21 protein-coding genes and 1 pseudogene are annotated in these 18,527 nt (G+C 71.3%); 13 read left to right on the top strand and 9 right to left on the bottom strand.

Going from position 1 to position 18,527, the window contains the following annotated elements:
• From BU198_RS01625 to BU198_RS01615, 3 genes are all read right to left on the bottom strand, one after another.
• Positions 1 to 245 (bottom strand): MerR family transcriptional regulator (locus tag BU198_RS01625; RefSeq protein ID WP_188294995.1); only part of this gene is annotated, 245 nt, incomplete at its 3' end.
• Between the two features lie 104 nt (positions 246 to 349).
• Complete coding sequence (locus BU198_RS01620) at positions 350 to 931, bottom strand: sigma-70 family RNA polymerase sigma factor (RefSeq protein ID WP_188294998.1); 582 nt, start codon at positions 929 to 931, stop codon at positions 350 to 352.
• 427 nt (positions 932 to 1,358) lie between these two features.
• On the bottom strand, positions 1,359 to 2,777 hold the full coding sequence (locus tag BU198_RS01615; RefSeq protein WP_188294994.1) for a hydrolytic protein: 1,419 nt from the start codon (positions 2,775 to 2,777) through the stop codon (positions 1,359 to 1,361).
• A gap of 216 nt (positions 2,778 to 2,993) precedes the next feature.
• On the opposite strand from BU198_RS01615, the gene BU198_RS01610 reads away from it, so the two are divergent.
• The gene (locus BU198_RS01610) at positions 2,994 to 3,731 is read left to right on the top strand and encodes a response regulator transcription factor (protein ID WP_188294993.1); all 738 of its coding nucleotides are present in this window, start codon (positions 2,994 to 2,996) and stop codon (positions 3,729 to 3,731) included.
• Positions 3,732 to 3,928: 197 nt separating this feature from the next.
• Here BU198_RS01610 and BU198_RS01605 read toward each other — a convergent pair whose 3' ends face one another.
• From BU198_RS01605 to BU198_RS01585, 6 genes and pseudogenes are all read right to left on the bottom strand, one after another.
• The gene (locus BU198_RS01605; protein ID WP_188294992.1) at positions 3,929 to 4,150 is read right to left on the bottom strand and encodes a DUF397 domain-containing protein; all 222 of its coding nucleotides are present in this window, start codon (positions 4,148 to 4,150) and stop codon (positions 3,929 to 3,931) included.
• 139 nt (positions 4,151 to 4,289) lie between these two features.
• Positions 4,290 to 4,511: a DUF397 domain-containing protein gene (locus BU198_RS01600; protein WP_188294991.1), complete on the bottom strand. Its 222-nt coding sequence runs from the start codon at positions 4,509 to 4,511 to the stop codon at positions 4,290 to 4,292.
• A complete protein-coding gene (locus BU198_RS41725) occupies positions 4,508 to 4,807 on the bottom strand; it encodes a Scr1 family TA system antitoxin-like transcriptional regulator (protein WP_223243778.1) in 300 nt (99 codons plus the stop codon). The genes BU198_RS01600 and BU198_RS41725 overlap by 4 nt, the downstream gene beginning before the upstream one ends.
• A gap of 142 nt (positions 4,808 to 4,949) precedes the next feature.
• Positions 4,950 to 5,027 (bottom strand): annotated as a pseudogene (locus tag BU198_RS44160) (hypothetical protein); the annotation flags it as partial.
• Between the two features lie 200 nt (positions 5,028 to 5,227).
• Positions 5,228 to 5,428: a DUF397 domain-containing protein gene (locus BU198_RS01590; RefSeq protein ID WP_188294989.1), complete on the bottom strand. Its 201-nt coding sequence runs from the start codon at positions 5,426 to 5,428 to the stop codon at positions 5,228 to 5,230.
• Positions 5,425 to 6,273 (bottom strand): helix-turn-helix transcriptional regulator, encoded by an 849-nt coding sequence (locus BU198_RS01585; RefSeq protein WP_188294988.1) that lies wholly within the window; start codon positions 6,271 to 6,273, stop codon positions 5,425 to 5,427. The genes BU198_RS01590 and BU198_RS01585 overlap by 4 nt, the downstream gene beginning before the upstream one ends.
• 277 nt (positions 6,274 to 6,550) lie before the next feature.
• Here BU198_RS01585 and BU198_RS01580 point away from each other — a divergent pair, with 277 nt between their 5' ends.
• The 12 genes from BU198_RS01580 to BU198_RS01525 all read left to right on the top strand — a co-directional run.
• On the top strand, positions 6,551 to 6,919 hold the full coding sequence (locus tag BU198_RS01580) for an ATP-binding protein (protein WP_188294987.1): 369 nt from the start codon (positions 6,551 to 6,553) through the stop codon (positions 6,917 to 6,919).
• Positions 6,916 to 7,179 (top strand): hypothetical protein, encoded by a 264-nt coding sequence (locus BU198_RS01575; RefSeq protein ID WP_188294986.1) that lies wholly within the window; start codon positions 6,916 to 6,918, stop codon positions 7,177 to 7,179. The genes BU198_RS01580 and BU198_RS01575 overlap by 4 nt, the downstream gene beginning before the upstream one ends.
• Complete coding sequence (locus tag BU198_RS01570) at positions 7,167 to 7,325, top strand: hypothetical protein (protein WP_188294985.1); 159 nt, start codon at positions 7,167 to 7,169, stop codon at positions 7,323 to 7,325. The genes BU198_RS01575 and BU198_RS01570 overlap by 13 nt, the downstream gene beginning before the upstream one ends.
• A gap of 530 nt (positions 7,326 to 7,855) precedes the next feature.
• Positions 7,856 to 8,929 carry a helix-turn-helix domain-containing protein gene (locus BU198_RS01565; RefSeq protein ID WP_188294984.1) on the top strand — a complete coding sequence of 358 codons (1,074 nt, stop codon included), beginning with the start codon at positions 7,856 to 7,858 and terminating at the stop codon, positions 8,927 to 8,929.
• A 160-nt stretch (positions 8,930 to 9,089) separates the two neighbouring features.
• Positions 9,090 to 9,572 (top strand): hypothetical protein, encoded by a 483-nt coding sequence (locus BU198_RS01560; protein WP_188294983.1) that lies wholly within the window; start codon positions 9,090 to 9,092, stop codon positions 9,570 to 9,572.
• 266 nt (positions 9,573 to 9,838) lie between these two features.
• Positions 9,839 to 11,425, top strand: a complete 1,587-nt coding sequence (locus tag BU198_RS01555; protein ID WP_188294982.1) for a hypothetical protein — start codon at positions 9,839 to 9,841, stop codon at positions 11,423 to 11,425.
• A gap of 258 nt (positions 11,426 to 11,683) precedes the next feature.
• On the top strand, positions 11,684 to 12,301 hold the full coding sequence (locus tag BU198_RS01550) for a hypothetical protein (protein WP_223243776.1): 618 nt from the start codon (positions 11,684 to 11,686) through the stop codon (positions 12,299 to 12,301).
• 93 nt (positions 12,302 to 12,394) lie between these two features.
• Entirely contained in the window at positions 12,395 to 13,009 is a 615-nt protein-coding gene (locus BU198_RS01545; RefSeq protein ID WP_188294981.1) for a hypothetical protein, read from the top strand.
• An 83-nt stretch (positions 13,010 to 13,092) separates the two neighbouring features.
• Positions 13,093 to 13,683: a hypothetical protein gene (locus BU198_RS01540; protein ID WP_188294980.1), complete on the top strand. Its 591-nt coding sequence runs from the start codon at positions 13,093 to 13,095 to the stop codon at positions 13,681 to 13,683.
• Positions 13,684 to 13,723: 40 nt separating this feature from the next.
• Positions 13,724 to 14,356 (top strand): AAA family ATPase, encoded by a 633-nt coding sequence (locus BU198_RS01535; protein ID WP_188294979.1) that lies wholly within the window; start codon positions 13,724 to 13,726, stop codon positions 14,354 to 14,356.
• A gap of 205 nt (positions 14,357 to 14,561) precedes the next feature.
• The gene (locus tag BU198_RS01530; protein WP_411293124.1) at positions 14,562 to 17,837 is read left to right on the top strand and encodes a hypothetical protein; all 3,276 of its coding nucleotides are present in this window, start codon (positions 14,562 to 14,564) and stop codon (positions 17,835 to 17,837) included.
• Positions 17,834 to 18,527: DUF4255 domain-containing protein (locus BU198_RS01525; protein WP_188294978.1), on the top strand; the 694-nt coding region annotated here is incomplete at its 3' end. The genes BU198_RS01530 and BU198_RS01525, both read left to right, overlap by 4 nt.

The raw sequence follows: 18,527 nt of genomic DNA, 5'->3' as shown, positions 1-18,527 counted from the left end.
GCCGTCGCCCGGTGGGCGGCCAGGACGGCCCTGGCCGCCTCGGCCGGGCGCACCCCGCGGGCCGCCAGCCGGCACATGGCTTCGAGCAGGGCGATGTCCGCGGGGCTCCAGCGGCGGTGGTGGCCGGGGTCGCGCCGGGACGGGCCGATGCCGTAGCGGCGTTCCCAGGAGCGGATCGTGGTGGGGGAGACCCCGAGGAGCCGGGCCACGCTCCCGGTCGGCATGCCCGCCGCGTCGGTGTCCATCGGTCTCCTTCCACCGGCGTCCCGGTGCCGGTGTCCGCCGATGCTTCCATGATCCTCGGCCGGCGCCCGCAGCCGTCCGGGGCTCGTCCACGGTCCGTCCGGGGTCAGCCGCCGTCGAAGGCCGCCCGCAGCCGCAGCAGCCCGTCCCGCATGCGCGTCTTCACCGTGCCCAGCGGCACGCCCAGGGCCCGGGCGATCTCGCGCTGCGAGTACCCGCCGTAGTAGGCCAGCACGAGCGACTCGCGCTGGACGCCGCTCAGCCGGGCGAGCGCGGAGCGGACCCGGAGCGCGTCGTGGGTCCGTTCGACCTGCTCCGGGACGGGCTCGGGGCCCGGCTCGCTGATCGGCTGTTCCCGCAGGGCGACGCGCAGTTCGCGGTCGGCGGCGGCACGTGCCGCGCGGACCCGGTCGACCGCGCGGCGGTGCGCGATGGTGAGCACCCAGGCCGTCACCGTGCCGCGGGCCGGCCGGTAGGCGGCGGCGGTGCGCCAGACCTCCAGCAACACCTCCTGGGCCACCTCCTCGGCGTGCGCCGCGCTGCGCAGCGTCCGCAGCGCGGTCCCGTACACGGGTGCTGCCACCGCCCGGTACAGCCGCGCGTACGCCGCCTGGTCGCCCCTGGCCACCGCGGCGACCAGGCCGCCCAGCTCCGCGGCCGCAACCGTGGCGGGCGCGGCGGCCGGCACGGCGTCGGGTACGGCGTCGAAGGGCCCGGCGCCGGGGCACGGGCAGGCTCGCGTGGTCACGTCCGCACTGTGCAGCGTTTCGGCGGTCCGGGACCACACGCACCCTTTGTGCAGCGTTTCACCCCCGGGGGCGGGGGCCTCACCGCCCGCGGAGGGCAGCCCGGTTGCCCTCCGCGGACAGGCCGACTGCCCGGCGGGGACAGACCCTCCGGGCACGACGGGTGAGTCGGCTTTGTCCGTACGGGTGTGCGCTGCGACAGTGTCCGTCGGGTGTTGACATGGTCACGGGATGTGAGAGGAGATACGGGGAGAAAAGAGGTTTCGGAGACGAACGGGTCGGAAGCGGCCCGTCGGCATCAACGGGGCATCCGGCGCACCCTTCCCGCCCGGTTGCCCGGGGAGGGAAGGGCATCCTGCACGCGCCGGTTCAGTTCCCCCGCCGGATGTCGCTCAACGTCCCGCTGACGTTGACGAGTTCGTGGCACGTCGGCGCCTGCTTGCCCGAGGCCGGGGTGCCCGGGACCTCGCAGGTCACGTTCGCGGTCACCGCCTGGTCCTCGAGGACCTGGATGGGAGTCACCCAGTGGTAGTCCTGGTTGCGGAAGGTCTCCAAGGCGATCGTGACGATCGTCCTGCTGCCCGCCGTGATGGTCACCAGGCCCTGGTCACCCTGGAAGTTGGAGACCACGATGTCGCTGATGTCGAGGACCTTGCCGTGCGGCACCGGGTAACTGCCCGTCGCGGCGGTGGCGTTCGCGGTCTGCACGTCGATCGTCTCGGACATCTGCTGCTCCGTCCCCGGGACCGCAGGGCCGGCGCCCGGACCGCCCTGGCTGCCGGGCCCCGTGGTCGGCTTCCCGGAACCGGGCTTGGTCTGGCCGCCGGGGGTGTTCCCGCCGGACGGGGACGCCGGCACGCCGTCGGCCGGAGTGCCGGCCGGCGGGGCCGGGGTGGCGATCTGCTGGGCGACGGCCTTCTCGGCGGCCTGCTTCGCCGACGTGCGGACCGCCGGGCGGACCAGGGCGAACCAGGCCAGCAGCAGCGCGATCAGCGCCGCCAGGAGCACCAGCAGCCACCGGGGGAGGATCGGCAGCTGGAGGAACTCGCCCTCCAGCACCGGCTTCGGGGGCGCCGGCGTCGCGGCCTCCGGCACGGTTCCGGGCTTGTCACCGGCCGCCTTGCCGTCCTTGCCGTCCGGGCCCTTGCCGTCCTTGCCGTCCTTCGCGTCCTTGCCGTCCGCCCGTTCCTCCGGGCCGACGGTCACCTCGAACGGCCAGCTCGCCGGTTTGCCGAACCAGATCAGCTTTCGGGTGCGCGCCTGCACCCGCACCTCCCCGGACTCGCCGGGCTCCAGCCGCAGCTTCTCCGGGGTGACCCGGAACCCCAGCTCCTCCCCGGCCTGCCCGGGAGCGAAGGCCACACCGGTGGGAGCGTTCCCCAGGTTGCGCACCGACGCCCGGTAGCGCCCGCGCAGCCAGCCGCGCCGGCGGCGCGGTGCGAGCGCGGCCTGCAACTCCTGGAACGGCGTCACGGTGACCGTGGTCTCCGGCACCGTCACCAGCTCGGGGTGCTCGACCGGCAGCACCCGGACGCCGAGCGGGAACTCGCCGGCCCTGGTGGCGGCCGAGCGCGGCGGCGCCAGCCGGACCGTCACCGTCTCGGACGTCCCCGGGTAGAGCGAGACCCGGGCCGGCTCGACCGTCGTCCACGCGGCACAGTCGCCGACCACCTCCAGCGTGTACGCCTCCACGATGTCGAGGTCGTTGCGTACCGTCAGGGTCGTGGTGGCCACGCCACCGGGGGCCACCGTCAGTGCGGGCAGGCCGAGTTCGGCGGATGTGGTCATAGCGTGACGGTAGGGCGGTGCGGCGCCCGGAGGAGAGGGCCGTACGGGCAAGCTGTGGGCACAGCCCTTGCCCGTCCGGACCGACCAGGCACCCCGTCCGGTGCCACCGCGGGAGCGGCACCCCGCCGCACGCCGCCCCGCCCCCAAGCCCCCGGCCGGCTCCGCCTCGCGGCGGCCGGCCGTCCCCTCGCAGGCTTTTGGAGAATGGAGAGTTCGATGACGTCGACGGACACGACCCGTGAGGAAGTCGTCACCGCCCGCCGGACCGGGACGGCGCCGCGCCCCGGCAGCGCCGCCGCCCCGCGGGTCCCCGAGCAACTGCGCGGCAGGCGCTCCCAGATACGGGTGGCGGTGTACGCCGAGGACCTCATCCTGCAGACCGGCGTGATCCAACAGCTGCGCCAGCGGCCCGAGGTGGAGCTGCTGAACGAGAGCGAGGCCGGCCGGGCGGAGGTCTCCCTGCTGGTGGTCGACGCCCTGACCGAGGCGGTCACCGAGCACCTGCGGCGGCTGCGGCTCGCCACCTCGGGCCGGATCGGCCTGGTGGTGGGCCACTTCGAGGCGGGAGGGCTTCAGACCATCGTGGAGAACGGGGTCGCCGCCGTGCTGCGCCGCTCGGAGGCGGACCAGGACCGGCTGGTGCACCTCATCACCGCGCTCGCCAACGGCGAGGGCGTGATGCCGGGGGACCTGCTCGGTGAACTGCTCGACCGGATCGGGATCCTCCAGCGCACCATGCTCGACGGGCGCGGCCTGACCCTCTCGACACTGACGGCCCGCGAGGCGGAGATGCTGAAGCTGGTGGCGGAGGGCTTCGACACCAGCGAGATCGCCGCCAAGACGTCGTACTCCGAACGCACGGTGAAGAACGTGCTGCACGAGATCATCACCCGCCTCGGCTTGCGCAACCGGGCACATGCCGTGGGCTACGCCATGCGGCGCGGACTGATCTAGCCGGCCAGGGAGGCCACCGGCGGCGCCCGGAAGGGGGAAGGTGCCCCGCTTCCTACGGGGGAGGGCGGGCCACGGTGGCGGCGGGCCGCCTTGTTTGGGGCCGGTGAGGGTGTGCGCCGTTCTACGGAAGCTGATGGGCAGGAAGACGCGGCGCCTCGCCGGGTGGGGCGAGGCACCGCCTGGGGCCGGGGGAGCGTTCAGAGGAGCCCGAAGTCGAACTCCCCGGTGGAGACGGCGGCGATGAAGGCCGAGTGGGCCGCCCGGTCGAAGGCCAGGGCAGGGCCGGAGGGGTCCTTGCTGTCGCGGACTGCTACGGCTCCGGGGCGGAGTGCGTACTCGACACAGTTCTCGTTGCCGCCGCTGTAGCTCGACTTCCGGAAGGTGAAGCCAGTCGCGGCGGCATTGGAGTAGTGGGTCACTTGATCCGTTCTCTCTGTGCGGTGATGAACTCGATCGAGGAGTCGACAGAAAGGGCTTCAGCCGTGACCTCAAGGAAGTTCCCACCGGGGTGGACGCGGCGATGGCGCCTCCACCCCCGGCTCAAGGGTGGCTGGCGGGTCAGAGGAGCCCGAAGTCGAACTCCCCGGTGGCAACGGCGGCGATGAAGGCCGAGTGCGCCGACCGGTCGAAGGCGAGGGCCGGGCCGGAAGGGTCCTTCGAGTCGCGGATGTACGAGGCCGGCTCACCCATGGCGAACTCAACGCAGTTCGTGGACTCGTTGCTGTGTGACGACTTACGCCAGCTTGCGGTGATGACGGTTGCGTCCGGGATGAACGTCATGTGAGCTTGTCTCTCTGTTCGATGATCAGGTCGAGGGAGTCATCGAGGCCAAGAGCATCCGCTCGGATGGCGTCGAATTTCGCCGCGTACAACGCCACATCGGCAGCATCCTCGACCCAGAGGTCGTTCAACGCGCCCTCCACGAGGACGACGTCGAGATCCTGCCGTTGCGGAAATCCGAGAATGGAGAAGGCGCCGCCCATGCCGTGGTGCGCAGGTGCACCGATGGGCATCACCTGGATGTTGACGTTCGCCAACCGGCTGAGCGTGAGCAGCTTGGCGAGCTGCGGTCCCATGATGGCGGGGCGATTCGCGGTAGCTCAGCCACCAGCCGCGCTTGCTGCCATCCTTCGTGATGGCGATCAAGCCGGCGAGGAACTCTTCGTTATCGCAACCGCAGCGGTTGAGAAGCTTGTTGACGTCCTCGATCTTGGCCGCCGTGCGGGCGCTCTCGATCCGGTTCAGCTTGGCCAGGCTCATGCCGGTGGCTTCGGCTGCCGCGTCTGCGGCGATCATCGCTTGCTCGCGGAGCCTTCGAAGCTCGTCACCCAGCCGACGACGGCGAACGGTTGATACCGCGCCACACCGACCTCCAAGGTCCGAGCCACTCGCCCCCCGGCCTGCCCGGACCAACGGTCGTTCCACCCAAGGAAGTTCCCGCCGGGAGTGGAGGCATCGATGGCGCCTCCACCCCCGGCTCAAGGGTGGCTGGCGGGTCAGAGGAGCCCGAAGTCGAACTCCCCGGTGGAGACGGCAGCGATGAAGGATGAGTGGGCTGCCCGGTCGAAGGCCAGGGCAGGGCCGGAGGGGTCCTTGCTGTCGCGGATGTAGGAGATCGGCCCGCCTGGGGTGGCAACCTCGACACAGTTGTCGTCTCCGCCGCTGTAGCTGGACTTCCTGAAGGTCGGATGGGTCACTTGATCCTGTCTCTCTGTGCGGTGATGAAGGCGAGCGAAGCATCGACGGACATGGCCTCTGCCGTGATCTCCTGGAACTTCGCCCTGCAGAGCTCCACGTCGGCTGGATCCTCGACCCACAAGCTGCTCAGCATCCCTTCGACCAGGACGACGTCGAGGTCCCTCCGCTGCGGGAATCCCATGAGCGTGAACGCTCCGTACATTCCCGGGTGGACTGCTGCGCCCATCGGCATGACCTGGATATTGATGTTGGACAGACCGGTGAGGGTCAGCAGTCTGTCCAACTGCGCGACCATGATCTCGGGGCGGTTTTCGTTCGAGCGGAGGGCCGCCTCATGGATGACGGCCCATACCTGCACGGCGTTCGGGCGAGTCAGGATGGACTGGCGCGCCATACGGACCTGAACCAGGTCCTCAACGGTCCCACCAGACCGGTTGCGCAGGCGCTCGATGATGATGCGCGCGTATTCGGGGGTCTGGAAGAGGCCAGGAATGAAGGCCGGTTCGTACGTCCTGTAGGTGGTGGCGTCGGCTTCGAGAAGGATCAGGTCGTTCGCCGTGGCGTTGATGACGTCGCGATAGCTCAGCCACCAGCCGCGCTTGCTCCCGTCCTTGGTGATGGCGATCAATCCGGCGCGGTAGTCCTCGTTGTCGCATCCGTAGTAGTCGAGGAGCTTGATGACGTCCTCGATCTTGGCTGCGGTGTGGGCGGTCTCGATCCGAGTGAGCTTCGGCTGGCTCATCCCGGTGGCTTCCGCGACAACCTCGGCGGTGAGCTTCCGTTCCTCACGGAGTTTCCGCAGTTCGCCGCCGAGCCTCCGCCGGCGGACGGTCGAGACTGCCATGGTGTCCCCTCCTGAGCTGTCAGTTGACCAGTTTGCCCGGGCGAAGGGCATCGGCGCTACCAGTAACTGGCAGTCCAGATAGCCGAATTCAGGTTCGATTTGCATATATGCGAGATCTGGCAGCGAAGTTGCATTTCGTATCGCATAGGCCCCATGCTGAGTGTAGCGGATCGAGTGCATTGAGTAGCCATCGATCTGTGACCTCGCCGTTCCCCGGACGTGCCTGCCAGGGCGTGGCGACGAACGATCCACTTCACCCCCCCACGGAGGTTCCTTCGTGTCTCCCCTCGAAATCCCCCCTGACTGGTCGGCCGCGCGCGAGGAGTTGCGCGAACTGACGGCGCGCGCCGGGTGGGAGCCCGACCTGGTCGCCGATGCCGAGGTCGCGCTCCTCGAACTGTTCGTCAACGCGTGGCGCCACGGCGGCAGTGCGGCGCCGCTCGTCGTCATCGCGCTGCTCGACCACGTGCTCCGGGTCTCCGTCAGCGACGGGAACCCCATCACCCCGATCCAGCGCGACGGCTCCGACCTCCTCTCGCTGTCCGGCCGGGGCCTGCGTCTCGTCCGCTCCCTCACCGACCGATTCGGCACGGAATCCCGTAAATCGGGCAAATCCGTCTGGTTCGAGCTGGACGCCGCCGCGTGACCGCCGACCACCGCCGCCCGACCGGGCCGGCCGACGCGATCATGCGCACCTACACCGAGCCGGAGGTCGCCTCCCTGCTCGGCGAACTCCGTGAGCGCGGCCGGAAGTTCGGCCTCATCTGGCCGTCCCTCGCCGTCGACAGCGTCGTAGACGGCCGGGTCCTGGTCCGTTTCGGCGCCGCTCCGGCCAGCACCGTCCTCAACCTCCTCGCGATCCTCCGTCACTACGAGAAGGCCGAGGAGGCCCCGTGCGACTCCTGACCGACCTCGCCCTTCCTCTTCTCCTGCTCCTCACCATCGCCATCGCCGTCGTCGGCTTCGGCGCGGCCGCCGTCCTGCGGATGCCCCACCGCGGGGACGACACCCCCACCGCTGTCCCCGACCCCGACCACCGGCCGGTGGCCTGAAGCCCTGCCCCGCCCACGCCGCCCGGCCGAACCGTCCGGGCGGCGAAGGCGCGCCCGGGCGGCGGCCTGACCGACATCTCGTGCAACACGACTGTGGTGAAACGGTTCCGGCTGCGAGGTGTGCCGAAGCGCGATAGGCGTCACATCAGCGCACAATCTGCCACCGAGATCCATGGGAGGGCGAGAGTGTGGTGCGACAGGGCCCCGCACCGGCACGGCGGAGCCGCAGGGCACTGAGGCAGAGCCCAGGCTTCCTGGGCCCTGACCGTCGTCGGGCCGGGCACGGCGATCCGAGGAGGCGCGGTGGGCGTCTGGTATTTCGTCAGTTCCAAATTGTCCCGTTCGACTTCGACACCACCGTGCCGGCCGGCTCCCGCATCGCCCTGTCGCCGGGCAGTGCGACCATGCCGATCACCATCTCGACTATCGATGCGGCAGGTCAGCTGGAGCAGACGTTGACGGTGACGTGATGATGTCATCGGGGAGGGCCTTGCCTGTTCGGCGAGGACGGTATGCCTGGAGGGGGCGGGATGTCCACACAAGAGAAGAGCGCAGTCCAGGGTGATGATTTGTCCGCGAATGACCGCTTCGAGTGCTGGCGGGATGAGATCAGGCGGACCCGGGCCTGCGATACGACCAGTGCACACGCCGACGACTTCCCGGCGCAGGTGCGACGCTTCGACCTGGGGCAGGTGGCCCTGCTGGGCACGTCGTTCCCGTCGGCACGATTTCGGCGCACCGAGCGGATGATCCGGCAGTCGGACCAGGAGCTGTACCACCTGACGCTGCTGACCTCCGGGAGCAACGCCCTGCGGCGGGGCCGGGACCAGGCCGAGGTTGTCGGGGTCGGGGACCTCATATTGATCGACAGCTCGCGCTCTTACGACTCAGAGCACTTCGGTACCCCCGGCGTCGGACACGGGCAGGTTGAAGGCGTGGGCATCGACCTGCCCGTGTCGCTGCTACCGGTGCCACCACACCGACTGAACGACCTGCTGGGGCGCCGGCTGTCCGGTCAGGAGGGGACGGGGGCGCTGCTGGCGCAGTTCCTCCTCGGCCTGGAGCGTCAGGCCGCCGTCCTGCAGCCCGCCGAGGCGGCCCGGCTCGGCACGGTCGTGGTCGACCTGGTGTCGGCGTGGATCGCCGGGGAGTTCGACGCCGAACACGCGCTGCCCAGGGAGTCCCGGCAGCGCGCCCTGGTGGAGAGCGTCCGGGCATTCATCCGGGACAACCTGCACGACCCCGCCCTGACCCCGCCCGTGGTCGCCGCCGCCCACCACATCTCCGTCAGCCATCTGCACCGCCTCTTCGCGCGCCACTTCCATGGGGAGACCGTGGCCGGGTTCATCCGCCGCCAGCGGCTGAGGAAGGCCCACCGCGAACTCGCCGATCCCGCCCTGCTGGCCCTGCCGGTCCACGCCATCGGCGCCCGCTGCGGCATCCTCAACCCCTCCGACTTCAGCCGCGCGTTCAAATCTGCCCACGGCCTCTCGCCGCGCGAACACCGCCTCCTGGCCCGACCCAGGCCCGTGGAAGCGGAGACGCAGAGCACAGAACCGGCGACGCAGCACACAGTTCCTTGCCGGACGCCTCGCCTAGGGTGAGAACCGCGCTGGACAGCGGCCCGCTGGCGAAGCCCGAGAAACGCGACGGTACCGGACCGGCCCTCTCGGCGGTGGGTGCCCCACGGCTCAGTAGCCGCGAAGCCGCAGCCTCAGTGCAGTACAACGGCGCAGTCTCCAGTTACCAGGACAAGGGGGAACCATGATCAGCCGTCTCAGGAAGGCGCTCACAGCCGCCACCGCCGTCCCCGTACTCATCCTCGGTGCGGTTGGTACCGCATCCGCCCAGAACGCAAGCGTCATCTGGTCAACAAGCAGCGGGTCCTATACGGCGTGCCTGTCCCACCTGGGTGACGCAGTGACACTGGGGATCCCGTGCGCATCGGGTGGCTCCGGCAGCTGGCGGGACGACAACAGCAATCTGCAGGACCCCGACTCCAACGCCAACTACTACGCCGAGAAGACCCCCGGGTCTGGCGGCAAGTGCCTGACCGCGTTCTGGCAGGGGCAGATCTACCTGGAGCCCTGCGCCAATCCGGTCAACTACTACGAACAGTGGGCCGAGGAATCGATCAATGGGCACTGGCACCTCAAGAACCGCATGACCCAGAAGTGCCTGGCCCACCCGGCGGACTTGTCCATGAAGGACTGCGACGAATACGACACCCAGCAGTGGTGGTACTGACCGCGTCGCAGGCTCGCGCCTGACCTCATCGTCGCCAACCGCTCGGCGACTTCATGACCACGCCCCCGGGGGCCTTCGGACGCCTCGGGGGTGTGGTCCGCGACGCCGCGAACAGTCGGGTCCGGGCTGAGATCGCAGCAGGCACCGCGCGCACCCTGCCCGGCGTTTCGCTCGGCTGCCCAGACCGCCTATGCGAGTCCACTTTTCACCATGCTTCAGGGGGGAACCCTTCCATGTCCCGAACCTCGCGTCTCGCGATACGCTCCGTGGCCGTGCTCGCCGCTGCCGGGATAAGCGCCGCCACGCTGGGCACAGCCCACGCTGCGGTCACGTTCCGGCCCACCGCCGGCGGGTCGGTGCACACGACAACGACGCCGCAACCCCAGGGCCACAGCACCGACTTCGTCCCGAGCGTCGCCAACCCGACCACCGCAATCGCCGAGGAACTCGCGGCGGCAACGGCCACGGGCAAGAGCGCCACCCTGCCCCAGGCGCAGAACAGGGCCGCCGCCGCCGCGGCGACGGCCGGCGGTCGGATCACGCGCAACGAGGCGCTCGCGCGCGCCCGGTCCTGGATCGACCAGAACGTCCCGTACAGCCAGTCCGCCTACTGGACCGACAGCAACGGTACGTACCGCCAGGACTGCTCTGGATTCGTCTCAATGGCCTGGAATCTGCCGTCCTCCGGCGCCAACAACTACGGCGAGACCACCCAGACCCTGCCCAACGTCGCTACCAAGCTCGGGAGTTACGACGACCTGAAGCCCGGCGACATGATCGACAACATCTCCAGCCACGTCGTGCTGTTCACCGGCTGGGCCGACAGCGGCCACACGGTCGCCAACATCATGGAGGAGGCCCACCCCGGCACCGTTGCCCGCACCGCCACTTACACACGCAGCTCCCTCAACGCCGGCGGTTTCCAGCCCTACCGCTACAACAACATCGTCGACGACGCTCCCGTGCCGTCGGTTCAGGGTTCGGCGGTCACCGCCACCGCGATCGGCAAGCAGGCGCACTTGGACATCATCGGTTCGGATGGGCAGTTGTGGTCGACCGATGGTGACTACGGTGCCGGGACGTGGAGTGGTAAGTGGGCCCCGCTGGGCGGATCCGGGCTCAAGTCCCTGACCAGTGTCGTTGTCGGCAACTCCACTCAGTTCTTCGCTGTCGGTTCCACTGGTCGGGTCTTCACGATGGGTGCCGACTACACCACTGGTCAGTGGAGTGGCGGCTGGGTCGAGGTCCCCGGTGGTGCCGGTGGTGCCACGGCCATCACGGCAGTGTCGCTCAACAATCAGGTGCATCTGAACATCATCGGTTCGGATGGGCAGTTGTGGTCGACCGATGGTGACTACGGTGCCGGGACGTGGAGTGGTAAGTGGGCCCCGCTCGGTGGATCCGGGCTCAAGTCCCTGACCAGTGCTGTCGTCGGTAACACCAACCAGCTGTTCGCTGTCGGTTCCACTGGTCGGGTCTTCACGATGGGTGCCGACTACACCACTGGTCAGTGGAGTGGTGGTTGGGTCGAGGTCCCTGGCGGTGCCGGTGGTGCCACGGCCATCACGGCAGTGTCGCTCAACAATCAGGTGCATCTGAACATCATCGGTTCGGATGGGCAGTTGTGGTCGACCGATGGTGACTACGGTGCCGGGACGTGGAGTGGTAAGTGGGCCCCGCTGGGCGGATCCGGGCTCAAGTCCCTGACCAGTGCCGTTGTCGGTAACACCAACCAGCTGTTCGCTGTCGGTTCCACTGGTCGGGTCTTCACGATGGGTGCCGACTACACCACTGGTCAGTGGAGTGGCGGCTGGGTCGAGGTCCCCGGCGGCGCCGTCGCCACCACCAACTGAGAGGGGCCGCAGTGCCCGGTCGGTGATCGCCTCGGCAGTCGCCGACCGGGCCGCTCACGCGTCCAACTGATCGTTTCAAAGTGAGGCCGCCCTGCTTCGACCTCTCGGCTGTGGACACCTGAGCCGTCCGTCACGGGAATCCTGTGCTCGCGGAGTCGGCAGAACCGGGTGAGAAGGTGTGGTCGGAATGGACCGGGAGTCTGAGGAGCGGCCGAGGAGCATGCTCTGGGAGGCAGAGGTTCGGTCCGTCCAGCGTGAGTGAGTGACAACTACCGCGCGAAAACGGTGACAGCTGCCGTTCCTCACCTCCTGACTACCCCCAGCTCATCGGCGTTTCCAGGTGACGGCTACCACGCTTCGGCACACGAGGGCAAAACCTCTGCCAGGACTCGGTGGTACGTTGCGCGGAAACCGTTGGAGGGGTGGGCAGTTCGGATGGACAGAGAGCTGCGGTTTGCCGTCGTCGTGGCACTCGGCAAACTGGGGCGAAGTGACGACTACCGTGACCGGGCGGATGCCGGGCACGGCCTCGCCGCCTTCGCCGAGATGCCGGAAGCCGTCGGACCGCTGCTGGAGCTCGTGCTCGACCCCGGTGACACCCATGTCACCAGGGTGACCGCGAAAGCCCTGCTCCGGCGAAGGGACCGGGCCGGGCTGGCGACGGTCGCGTCCGCCCTGGCGGTCGCCGACCCGATCCACGAGGACTGGATCCACACCGCGGTCTTCGACGTGTTCGGCATCTTCGCCGGCGACCGGGACGACGCGCTCCGGCTGTGTGAGGAACTGTCACAGGACGCTGACGACCGCGTCGCTCGCGGAGCCCGTCAGCTGTGTGAAGCCCTGACGGAGATCGAGCCCGTTCTCGGTTCCGGATAGCCCCTGCGCCGGGGCCCGGCAGCGGATGCCGGAGAGCTGTGAACCGGCCCAAGTCCGGGCGCGGAGGCCGGCCTTGGCGGTACCGTCGAGCGCATGACCCACCTGAGCGACTGGACCTACGTGGTGACGGACATCGAGGTCGACGGCCCGTGGGCGGGCCCGAACTCGATGCGGTCCTTCGCGTCCGTGGCCACGACCACGGACGGGCGGACCTTCGGTGAGTTCGAGGCCGTTCTCGAACCGCTTCCCGGTGCGGCACCGAACCCGCGCACGAAGGAGTGGTTCGATTCCGAGCCGGGCACCTGGGAGGCCGCGACGGAGAACCCGGAGCCCGTCGCCGACGTGATGCGCCGGTACGTGGAGTGGATCCGGTCGCTGCCTGGCCGGCGGGTGTTCGCCGCGTCACCGTTGTCCCTCGACGGGACGTGGATCGACTCCTACCTGCGCCGGTTCACTCCGTACGGCCTTCACCAGGGCCCGTACGAGGAGGACCGTCTCTTTCACGGGGCCGCTCTGTGCCTGCGCTCGTACACGGCGGCGTTGACGGGTCGACCGGTCGCGGACCTCCCGACGCCGAAGCTGCCCCCGCACTGGCTCGGTGAGGTCGAGCACACCCACCGGGCGATCGATGACGCGCGGGGCTACGCCAACCTCCTGCACTTCCTCGCGCGGAACGCCGGGACACCGGCGCTCACCTTCGACGCGTAGGCGCCGGGCGCGATCGACGGCGTGACCGACGGCGTGTTCGAGGGGAGTGATCGACGGCCGCCCGGTTCCGGTACGGTCATGGCATGACCTCGACCTTCGCTGCTCCCGCTGACGCCGCCGAGGCGATCGTCAGGCACGTCCTGCAACTCCGCCGGGACGCGTGGCAGAAGGCCCTCACCGACAGCGAGTTCCGCGGCACGGCGACCTTCGCGGGCGTGAACCACACCCTCAGCGCCGTCCAGGAGGACGTCTACCTCCGCTGTCTGGGCCACGTGCTGGGCACGGACGACGAGGACGCCGTCGACGCCTACGTGACGGACTGGGCGGAGCGGTCCGGAGCGGACCTCGAAGGGGCCGGGGTGCGCATCCGGCAGATGCCGACCCCGGGAGACCTCTACGACCAGCGGGCCGAGGCCCAGGTGCTGGACACCCTGCGCGAAGCGGGGGCGGCGGGCCTCTCGAAGACCCGGATCCTGCCGCTGCTGGCCACCGACCGGCTGGCCTTCGGCCGGGGCGACGACAGCCGGTGGCTGAAGCAGTGGATCGCCGAGGGCACCGTCGTCGAGCGGCACCGCGGCCGCGGCACCGTCTACCTCCACCGCGAGGCCGTCGAGGCCGTCGAAGCCGTCCAGGCCGCGGACGCCGGCGGCGCCGCCGACTCCCCGCAGGTCTGACAGGCACGGACGCCGAGCGCCCACGACATAGGGTCGCCCCATGCTCCTGTGGATCAACGGCCCGTTCGGCGCCGGCAAGACCCAGACCGCGCACGAGATCCAGCGCCGCCTCCCCGGCAGCGTCATCTGCGACCCCGAGCACGTCGGCTTCGGCCTGCACCGGATGATGCCGCCGCAGCTCCGCGGGGACTTCCAGGACCTGCCCGCCTGGCGGCAGGGCGTCGTCGAGGTGCTGGACCGTACGCTCACCGCTCACCCCGGCGTGGTGATCGCGCCGATGACGGTCGTGGAGCCGGCGTACTTCCGCGAGACCGTCGGACGGCTGCGCGAGCGCGGCCACGACGTCCGCCACTTCGCGCTGCTGGCCGAGCGCGGGACGGTGGTGGAACGGCTGCGCGAGCGCGGGTTCGGGCACGTCCTGACGTTCGTGGCCGGCCAGGACGCCCCGCTGCGCCGGGAGAGCTTCGCGCTGTCGAAGCTCGACCTGTGCCTGGAGCGGCTGCGTGACGAGGAGTTCGCCCGGCAGGTGTGGACCGACCGGCTGACGCTCCCGCAGGTCGCCGACCACATCGCCGCCTCCTCGGGACTGACCCTCGCCCCGAACACCGACAGCGTTCTCCGGGGACGCGTCCGGCGGGCCTGGACCGGGGTCCGACACATCCGCCTCGGCTGAGCGCGGCGGCGAAGGCCCGCACCGGAAGTCGGGCCGGCCGACTTCCTACGCGAGGGGCCAGGCGCGAGGGGCCACGTCCGGGTGGCCTGCCCTTTGGGGACACCGGGTGCTTCCCCCGCCTCGGGTGCCCGGGCTCTCCCGCCGCGCCCCCGCACCGGGGACACTGCCGGGGAGACCGCCCCCGCAACCTGTGAGGTCGAGCGTGATCGGCGCCACCGCCACCCCCCGCCCCGTCCGGCGGCCGGCCAGGGCCGCCGTCGCGGTGCTGCTCGCGCTGGCGACGGCCCTGATCACCCTGGCCGGAGCCGCCCCCGGCCGGCAGGGCACCGCCGCCGCTGCCCCGGCCGCCGCGGTCGACCCGGCGGCCGGGCGGATCACCTACGCCGGCACCAACCACCGCGGCCTCGGCCGGGTGACGGGCGCGGAGACCAGCACCCCACTGTTCGGGCCAGGACCGGTCCACTTCGACCGCGACCCCTCGGCCCGCGGCGACGAACTGGTCTTCACCAGCCTGCGGGACGGCCCGCTGCCCCAGGTCTATCTGCGCGACGCGGCCGGCGCGGTGCACCGGCTCACCACCGGCATGGACACCGCCCACCCCGCGCTGGCCCCGGACGGCAAGGGCGTCGTCTTCGAGTCCCTGGAGCCGCGCGGCGGCGACGGCGGGACGCAGCACGTCCTGTGGGCGGTCAACCGGGACGGCGGCGGACTGCGCCGGATCACCGACGGCGCGGCCGACGAGACCCACCCGACCGTCTCGCCCGACGGCCGGTGGATCGCGTACTCCTGCACCGGCGAGCCCGGGCACCGGCAGATCTACCTGCGGCCGTTCGCCGGCGGCGCGCCGGTCAAGGTCAGCAACGTGACCACCGGGGACGCGATCGACCCGACCTGGAACCCGGTCGACACCGACGCGCACCGCAACGAGATCGTCTACACCTGGGACAAGGGCGACCAGGGCAGGACGCTGATCCTCACCACGCCCACCGGCGCCGAGAAGGCGTTCTTCCCCGGCACCGGCTCCACCTGGAAGACCGGCTCCGCCGGCTGGCTGGCCGACGGCAGCGGAGTCCTCTTCCTCAGCGCCGACCTGCTCACGCCCCCCGACCCGGCCCCGGTCCCCGATCCGTCCAAGCCCCCGGTGGTGAACCTCTACCACGCGCTGACCTGCAACTGCGAAGCGCCCAGGCTGCTCTACAGCGCCGACCGGCTGATCGCCTCACCGACCTGGCTGGGCCCGCAGAACGAGGGCGGCCCGGTGGTCGAGCAGACCAGCGCCTCCGCCGCCGACGTCGCCGACCTCCAGGACGTCCGCCCCGACGGGTCCGACCCGCGCGACCTGGGCATCAGCGTGCTCCGCGAGGACCCGGCCGCCGGCACCGTCACCAGCACCGACCCGGCCGCCGACCCGCTCTTCCACCCCCGCCCCGGCTACGACCCCTGGTACGAGCGCCAGGCCTACACGCCCGACGGCCGGCAGATCGTGGTGACCCGCTACGAGGACGGGCCGGCCGGACGGATCCAGCGGATCTGGCTCGTCGACGCCGACGGCTCGAACCCGCACCCGGTGGACCTCGCCGGGCGCGGCCCGAACGACCGGGACACCGACCCGTCCGTCTCACCGGACGGCAGGCTGGTCGTGTTCAGCCGCAGCGCCCCGGCCACCGGCCAGCAGCCCGCCCGGCCCGGACGGGTCCTGATCGCCGAGCTCGCCACCGGACGGATCGTCGGCACCGTCCAGCCGCCGGCCGGCGGACAGGGCGGCTCCGACGGTCAGCCCTTCTGGTCCCCGGACGGCAAGCTGATCGCGTTCTCCAGGACCGCCGTGGTGAACGGCAACGCCGGCAACGTGCACGTCTGGACGGTGCCCGCCGACGACCTCACCCGGCAGACCGACCTGAGCCGGACGGCCTGCCCCGGCAGCTGCAACGTCATCGACGACAGCCCCGCGTTCGCCCCCGACGGCCGCCGGATCGCCTTCAACCGCAAGGCCGGCGACGGCGGGAACAACCGGCAGGACGGAGTGGTCGTCACCTCGCCCACCGGCAGCGACTGCACGGTGGTCCTGCCCACCGGCCTCGGCAGCGGCGCCTGCACCCGGCCGCTGCCCGAGGCCTCCGGCAGCGGCCCCTTCCAGCCCCGCGACGTCGCCTGGACCGCCGACAGCGCGCAGCTGGTGCTCACCTCCCGGCGGGCCGAGCCGCCCAACTCCCCGGAGGGGCTCGGCCTCTACGACTTCGCCACCGGCAAGCTCAGCCCCCTCGACTGGCGGCTGCCGGGACGCCAGAAGGAACCGGCCGTCCAGCAGTCCGTCGACCTGACACTGACCGCACCCGACCGGACCCCGGCCGTCCCCGTCGACGGCGGCACCGAGGTGACGATCACCGTCACCAACAAGGGCCCCGCACCCTCGCCCGGCACCGTCCTCACCGTCTCGGTGCCCACCGGCGCCCGGCTCGGCGATCTGACCACCCCGACCGGGACGTGCGACGCGGCGGCGCTGCGCTGCGAACTCGGCACCCTGGCACCGCGCGCCGTGGTCAAGGTCAAGGCCACCCTGATCGGGACCAGGACCGGTACCCAGGAGTTCGGCTGGAGCGTCACCGGCACGGTGGCCGACCCGAACCCCGAGGACGACTCCGCCTCGACCTTCCTGCCGGTGCTGGCACCGCCGACCCCCTCGCCGTCGCCCACCCCTTCACCGACCGCCTCGCCCACGCCGACACCCGCCCCGACACCCACGCCGACTCAGGCCCCGGCCCCGACATCCACCGCCACGCCCACCCCCGTACCGCCGCCGCCCCCGCCGCCGCCCCCGGCCCCCGTACCGCCGCCGCAGGCCGGCCCCGCGGTCACGGTCGGCGCCCAGTCGAACCCCGGCTACGTCGGCGGCCACGTCACCGTCAGCTATACGGTGCGCAACGGCGGTCAGGCCCTGGCGACCGGACTGCGCCTGACCCTCGGCCTGCCCGCGGGCGTGCCCACCGAGGCCCTGCCCCCCGGCTGCCGGGCCGGGAGCTGCACGGTGAGCGACCTCGCCCCCGGCCGCAGCGCGGTGGTCCGCGTCGTGCTGTCACCCGTGGCCGCCCTGGACACCACCATCACGGCCGAGCTGACCACCACCGGCACCGACGCCGGCCCCGGCCCGCACCGGGCGAGCACCCCGCTGCGCATCCTCCAGCCCCGCATCGTCGCGGTGCCGCCGATCGGCAAGCCCGGCTTCGTGACCTCGGTCCGCGGCGTGGACTTCCCGCCCGGCGCCCCCGTCGAGTTCACCTGGAACCCAGGCCTCACCGCCGACGCCGCCCCGACCCGCCCGAAGGCCGACGGGACCTTTGCCGGGCAGCTGCTCATCCTCCCCAAGGACGAGCCGGGACCGCGCACCATCACCGCCGAAGGCCCCGGATTCTCCCCGGTGACCTGCCCCTTCCTCGTGGTCGAGGGCAGCATCGGCCCGCCGGGGGAGGTGGAGCGGCGGTGATCCACGAAGTCGACGAGGCCCTGCGGCGACTGCTCGCCGAGACCGGTCTGCCCGAGCGCGGGATCGAGGTGGTCTTCGACGCGCCCACCCGGGACTTCGCCGCCCGGCGCAACGCGCCCACGGTCAGCGTCTTCCTCTACGGGCTCCGCGAGGACACCGGCCGCCGGCAGGCCGGCACCGTCGCCGAGCACGACGCGGACGGCCTGGTGACGGGTCACCGCCCCGCGCCCCGCTGGTTCGAGCTGGCCTACCTGGTCACCGCCTGGACCAACCGGCCGCAGGACGAACACCGGCTGCTGGCCGAGGTGTTGCAGTGCCTGACCGCCATCGACACGCTGCCCGCCCGGCTGCTCACCGGCACCCTCGCCGAGCTCGGGCTGACCGTCGGGCTGGACATCGCGGGGCGCGACACCGGCCTGCCGTCGGTGTCCGACGTCTGGTCCTCGCTCGGCGGGGAGCTGCGGCCCTCGGTCGACCTCAGGGTGCTCGCCCCGCTGCCCGGCGAGCGCGGCCCGGCGGGCCCGCCGGTCACCGAGGGGCTGGTGCTGCACGCCGGCGACACCACCCCGGAGGGCGAGACACCCGCCGAGGCCCCGGGCCGCCGACTGCGCTACCAGGGCGCCACGGACCCCGGGACGGACGGCTTCGCCGCGCCCAGGGACCGCGGGCTGCCGCCCGGCCGCCGGCCGC

The organism is Streptomyces sp. CBMA156 (assembly GCF_014596515.1).
In the GTDB taxonomy this organism is placed as follows: domain Bacteria; phylum Actinomycetota; class Actinomycetes; order Streptomycetales; family Streptomycetaceae; genus Kitasatospora.
Note: the sequence above shows the minus strand (reverse complement) of the source record. Positions and strands in the feature narration are given on the sequence as shown.

Coding starts and splice junctions, on each gene's coding strand:
- BU198_RS01535 (WP_188294979.1), top strand. CDS start 13,724: ATGCTCCTGTGGATCAACGGCCCGTTCGGCGCCGGCAAGACCCAGACC.
- BU198_RS01560 (WP_188294983.1), top strand. CDS start 9,090: ATGATCAGCCGTCTCAGGAAGGCGCTCACAGCCGCCACCGCCGTCCCC.
- BU198_RS01585 (WP_188294988.1), bottom strand. CDS start 6,273: ATGGCAGTCTCGACCGTCCGCCGGCGGAGGCTCGGCGGCGAACTGCGG.
- BU198_RS01540 (WP_188294980.1), top strand. CDS start 13,093: ATGACCTCGACCTTCGCTGCTCCCGCTGACGCCGCCGAGGCGATCGTC.
- BU198_RS01600 (WP_188294991.1), bottom strand. CDS start 4,511: ATGACGTTCATCCCGGACGCAACCGTCATCACCGCAAGCTGGCGTAAG.
- BU198_RS01615 (WP_188294994.1), bottom strand. CDS start 2,777: ATGACCACATCCGCCGAACTCGGCCTGCCCGCACTGACGGTGGCCCCC.
- BU198_RS01610 (WP_188294993.1), top strand. CDS start 2,994: ATGACGTCGACGGACACGACCCGTGAGGAAGTCGTCACCGCCCGCCGG.
- BU198_RS01565 (WP_188294984.1), top strand. CDS start 7,856: ATGTCCACACAAGAGAAGAGCGCAGTCCAGGGTGATGATTTGTCCGCG.
- BU198_RS01545 (WP_188294981.1), top strand. CDS start 12,395: ATGACCCACCTGAGCGACTGGACCTACGTGGTGACGGACATCGAGGTC.
- BU198_RS41725 (WP_223243778.1), bottom strand. CDS start 4,807: ATGGGACCGCAGCTCGCCAAGCTGCTCACGCTCAGCCGGTTGGCGAAC.